Origin of the sequence: Phenylobacterium sp., from assembly GCF_031425575.1 — a bacterium.
Lineage (GTDB): Bacteria > Pseudomonadota > Alphaproteobacteria > Caulobacterales > Caulobacteraceae > Phenylobacterium.
Map to the genome: position 1 here is coordinate 1 of NZ_JANPJP010000286.1, position 2702 is coordinate 2702.

The 2702-nt window shown below is 68.9% G+C and carries 2 protein-coding genes and 1 pseudogene; all 3 read right to left on the bottom strand.

Going from position 1 to position 2702, the window contains the following annotated elements; all coding sequences use genetic code 11:
• Window positions 1-592: pseudogene (locus RMO97_RS15985) on the bottom strand (type II secretion system F family protein); the annotation flags it as partial.
• Between the two features lie 4 nt (window positions 593-596).
• Complete coding sequence (locus RMO97_RS15990; protein ID WP_310542026.1) at window positions 597-1556, bottom strand: type II secretion system F family protein; 960 nt, start codon at window positions 1554-1556, stop codon at window positions 597-599.
• A partial coding sequence (locus RMO97_RS15995) for a CpaF family protein (RefSeq protein WP_310542027.1) occupies window positions 1556-2702 on the bottom strand: 1147 nt, incomplete at its 5' end. The genes RMO97_RS15990 and RMO97_RS15995, both read right to left, overlap by 1 nt.

A 2702-nucleotide genomic window follows, 5' to 3' on the forward strand; every position in this document is an offset into this window, starting at 1 on the left:
AGCGGCGGGCCAGCTCGTCGGTGACCAGGCCGACGGCGGCGTCGAGGGAGAGGCCTGCCTCGACGGAGGCTACCAGCAGGTCCAGCAGGTCGGGGAAGCCGTCGGCATATTCCCGCTCCCGGTCCTTCTGCCGCATGGAGAGCGCCTGGTCGGGGCCGAGCAGGGCGATGAGGGCCAGGATCGCGGCCAGCAGGACCGGGGCCATGCCGTGGCCGGGCTTCAGGGCGAAGGGCAGCAGGACGATGGTGCCGAGGGTCGCCGCCGCCAGGGCCGCGGCTCGGGCGCCGAGATAGTAGATCGCCGCCTCGCGTCCGAAGAAGCCTGCGCGGACCAGGCGCATGCGGACGTCGGAGACCTTGGACGGGTCGCGGACGGCGGCCTGCTGGCCCAGACGGCGGACGCTGGCGGTGACCTGGCCCAGGATGCGCACCTCGCCCCAGCTCGGCTCGATCGCAGGGCCGGCCGGATCCTGGAAGCGGGCCTTGCGCAGGGCGCGTACGCGAAGTTCGCCCATGGCCAGCACGCCGCCGCCGGCCACGCCGACGCCGACCAGGGCCAGGCCGGACCAGAGGATGAGGGTCTGCAGGTCCATGGGCCTAGATCCGCATGTCGACCATGCGGCGCATGATCAGGTTGCCGATGGCGATCCATATTCCCATGGCGATCAGGCCGGTCTGGATGAAGGGCTCCCCGAGGACCTCGCCATAAAAGTCAGGATTCATCAGGTGAATGGCGCCGCCGGCGATGAAGGGGGCGGCGGTGAGGATGAGGGCCGACATGCGCCCCTCGGCCGACGCGGCCTTGATCTTCAGGCGCATACGGTGGCGCTCGCGCACGGTGGCGGCGTTGAGCTTCAGCAGTCCGGTCAGGTTGCCGCCGGCCCGCTCCTGCAGGCGCACGGTGGCGGCGAACAGGTCGACATCGGGGTGTTGGCAGCGCTGGGACATGCGGCCGATGGCCTGTTCGAGGGTGGCGCCGTAGGCGATCTCGTCGGCGGCCATGCCGAACTCCGAGCCGATGGGATCGGCCATCTCGCGGCCCACCAGCTGGATCGCGGTGGGGACCGGGTGGCCGGCCTCCAGGCTGCGGACGATGATCTCAAGTCCCTGCGGTAGTTGGTGGCCCAGGGCCTTGGACCGCCTGCCGGCCATGAACTTCAGGAAGAAGATGGGGCCGGCGCCGCCGAACACGATCGCGCCCACTGGCGCCATCAGCAGGCTGTGGGTGAAGAAGGCCAGCAGGACGCCGCCCGCGACAGCTGCGGCGATCACCGCCATCAGCCACTTCCGGGGATCATAGGGCACACCGGAGCGGACGATCAGCTCGGCCAGCCACTTCACGCCCGCCCGCAGGTCGCCGGCGGCGGTGAGGCCTCGCTGCTTGCGCAACTCCACCACCAGCTCCTGGATGCCGCCGATCCGCTCGGAGACCTTCAGGCGCTGATTGACCTTCCGCTTGACCTTGGCGGTTCCCAGCAGGCCGAAACAGGCCTGGCCGGCGGCGAAGACGGCCGCGAAGACCAGGACCAGATAGGCGCTCTTGGCGTCGAAGCCCATCAGCCCAGCACCCGCGACGGGTCGAAGTTGGCGGTGTCGTAGGCGATGCCGCGGCGGGTCATCTCGTCTAGGCAGCGGGCCCGCAGGCCGCTGGCGCGGAACTCGCCATGCACCACGCCGTCAGCGGTGGTGTGCAGGCGGTTGAAGAAGAAGATCTCCTGCATCTGCACCACCTGGCCTTCCATGCCGGTGATCTCGGTGACGCTCATCAGCTTCCGCTTGCCGTCCGAGAGACGCATGATCTGGATGATCAGGCCCACCGCCGAGGCGATCTGGCCGCGGACCGCCTCAGGCGACAGCTTCATCCCCGACATGGCCACCATCTGCTCGAGGCGGGTGATGGCGTCGCGGGGCGTGTTGGCGTGGATGGTGGCCATGGAGCCCTCGTGGCCGGTGTTCATCGCCTGGAGCATGTCGAAGGCTTCCTCGCCCCGGACTTCGCCAAGGATCACCCGGTCGGGACGCATGCGCAGGGCGTTCTTGACCAGCTCGCGCTGACGGATCTCGCCCTTGCCCTCGATATTGGGGGGCCTGGTCTCCAGGCGCACGATGTGCGGCTGCTGCATCTGCAGCTCGGCGGCGTCCTCGATGGTGATCAGCCGCTCCTTGTGGCTGATGGCGGCCGAGAGCGCGTTGAGCAGGGTGGTCTTGCCCGAGCCGGTGCCGCCGGAGATCACGGTGGAGACGCGGGCCTTGATGGCGCCGTGTAGGAAGTCGGCGACGCACTGGGGCATGGCGCCCACGTCCACCAGCTTTTCCAGGGTGTAGGGCTTCTTGGAGAACTTGCGGATCGAGACGCAGGCCCCGTCGATGGCGATGGGGGCGATGGCGGCGTTGACCCGGCTTCCGTCGGGCAGACGGGCATCCACCATGGGCTGGCTCTCGTCGATGCGTCGGCCGACCCCGGCGACGATGCGGTTGACGATCCGCAGCAGGTGATCGTTGTCGCGGAAGCGGACGGCCGTGGGCTCCAGCTCGCCGCGGCGCTCGACATAGACCTGGAAAGGGCCGTTGATCAGGATGTCATTGATGCTGTCATCCTTGAGCAGGGGCTCCAGAGGCCCGAGCCCCATCATCTCGTCATAGACCGACGAACCCAGGTCCTCGAGTTCGGCGGTGTTGAGCACCAGGCGCTCGGCGCGGGCG

Excerpts from the sequence above, each read along its gene's own strand:
- RMO97_RS15990 (WP_310542026.1), bottom strand. The coding sequence starts at position 1,556 with ATGGGCTTCGACGCCAAGAGCGCCTATCTGGTCCTGGTCTTCGCGGCC.